Genomic DNA, 2,390 nt, shown 5'->3' with positions numbered 1-2,390 from the left:
GATACGAATAACGTTCCTAACGCTAAGATAAATTTAGTAAGTGGCAATAATATAGGCACGATAAAAGCTGATGGCAACGACGAGATAAATGTCGGTAAAGACGGTGCCAATCCGCTAGTGCCAGGCAATATAACTGCAAAAAATATCGAGAAATCAGGCCCCGGTAAGCTAAAGATGAATTTCAATCTGCCTAACAACTATAATGGAGGTAATCCTGCGATCAAACTTACCGACAACGGGCTTACGGATTTAACTGGTACTGACGTCAATGTAAATAATGCCAAAGACGGCACCACATACACACTCGTTAAAAAGACTAACGGCGGCACTATAAATTTCAACGATAGAAGTGTCCAAAAAGACCAGACCTATACTATCACAGACAAAGATCACTATCAATATGATGGCGAGACTTTTAGAAGAGAAAACGGCAATCAAGAGCTTGTTTATAAAAAAGGTACCATTACCAACGCTTGGGGCGATACCGATTTCGATAGCAGCGAGCTAACCAAAAATCAAGCTAGCAATAAAGCTGCGGGCGCTACTGAGCTATTCGGCAATAAAGGCAACACCGTAATAGTAAAAGAGAATGCAGGCGATCTAGGCGGCAAAAACATAAGCTCAGGTAGAGCTGACGTCAAAGATACTGAAACGCCTAATACTATCCATGATAACTACACTACGATAAAAGGCGGAACGGGATTTGGCGATGTATATGCAGGCTATGGTGATAGCGGAACCCAAGATGTTCACGACAACCATATAAGCTTTGAAGAGACTTCAAAAGGTGCGGTAGTAAACGGAAATATCGGTGCAGGCTATAACGCTAATGGAAACGTTCATGATAATACGGTAACCACTGATGATACCACCATTAACGGCAATGTCTACGGCGCACAGACAGCTAACGGCAATGCAGTTAAAAACATTGTAAATCTACAAGGCGGTAGCGTTACCGGCGATGTATACGGCTCAAAGGCTAGCGGCTCTGCAACAAACAGCATCGTAAATCTAAGTGGTACGCAAGTTGCTGGCAACGTCTACGCAGCGGAAGCCGCTAGCGGCAGCAACAACGTAGTAAATTTCAGAAGCGGCAGAGTAGCGGGCACGTTATACGGAGTATCTAGCGCAAACGCTAGCAATTCGGGCAATAGCCTAAATATCCTATCTTCAAACTCAGGCAATGGCCTAAATGCGGGGAATTTTGCAAATTTCAATAAATTGGAATTTAACTTAGCCTCCCTTGGCGAGATTGAAAATGATGCTTCATCAAGTACCAAAAGAGCTTTAAATTTAACAGGTCCCGGCAATACCGATCTAAGCGGTACCGATATATTCGTAAACTCGACAAGCGAATTTAACGCTTTAAACAATGCAAGCTATCCAGATGGCGATAATAAGAAATACACACTTGCCTATAAAAGCGGAGGCGGTAAATTTACCGGATATGATCCGCGCTTTAAAGATAAAGGCTACGTAACTCAGCTAAATAAAAACTATATCATAAAGGACGCCAATACCTTTAGCAGAAACATAGGCGGTATGCATATAAGCGAGGATGAGCGGGAGCTTTATATCCAAAAGCTTATTAAGACTAACGAGAGCATAAATGGGGATTTCGATGCGGATGAGCTGCAGAAGTATCTTGGTGCCGGGGGTCTTAACGGAAATAACATAGATATAGGCAAGGCCGGAGAGGATAAGAATTTTAACGCTAGAAATATCCACGCAGCAGGCGCAAATAATACGTTAAATTTTATCAGCGGTCATAATGTAGGCGTAATAAGCGCAAGCGGTAGCGGCAACACCCTTAACATAGGAGCTAGCAATAGCTCTCCTGCGGCAGTAAATTCCTTAAGCGCTAAAAATATTAGCGGCTTTGACAGGTTAAATTTTTTCCTTCCTAACTCTATTAGAGCAGGCGATAGTGTGCTTACCCTAAGCGATCCTACCGCCAACACAGATCTAAGCAACGTAAGCAATATCACGGCTTATATCAGCGGAGTAAGCGGCCCGTTAAGTCCAAGTAGCGAGATTCATCTGATAAACAAGCAAGGAAGCGGCAGCCTTATAGCCCCTAACGCAGCTAATATGCACGCAACGCTAAATGTAGGAGTAAGCCTAAGCTATAACCCTAAAATTTATCAAAGCGGCAATTATTTAAATTTAGGATTTGATGCTTCCTCGGCTCCTAGCGCGCGCGTAAATTCTAATACCAAATCCTTCGCCGAAACTAGAGTTGCAAGCTTAGCTAGCCTAAAGAACGGAAGCGAGTTAATTACCAACTACCTAGATAAGCTAATACCTGACGGACACTTAGAGCTATTTCCTTTTGCTATAAGCGAAGCTTACTCTCTAAGACATGAGACGGGCTCGCACGTAAATTCCAA

The 2,390-nt window shown here is 43.0% G+C and carries 1 protein-coding gene; it reads left to right on the top strand.

Translation table 11 applies throughout. The annotated features are described in order from the left end of the window. The coding region (locus Q0256_RS07095; protein WP_297961623.1) for a hypothetical protein at positions 1-2,390 on the top strand (2,390 nt) is incomplete at both ends.

Source organism: uncultured Campylobacter sp. (assembly GCF_937949835.1).
In the GTDB taxonomy this organism is placed as follows: domain Bacteria; phylum Campylobacterota; class Campylobacteria; order Campylobacterales; family Campylobacteraceae; genus Campylobacter_B.
Note: the sequence above shows the minus strand (reverse complement) of the source record. Positions and strands in the feature narration are given on the sequence as shown.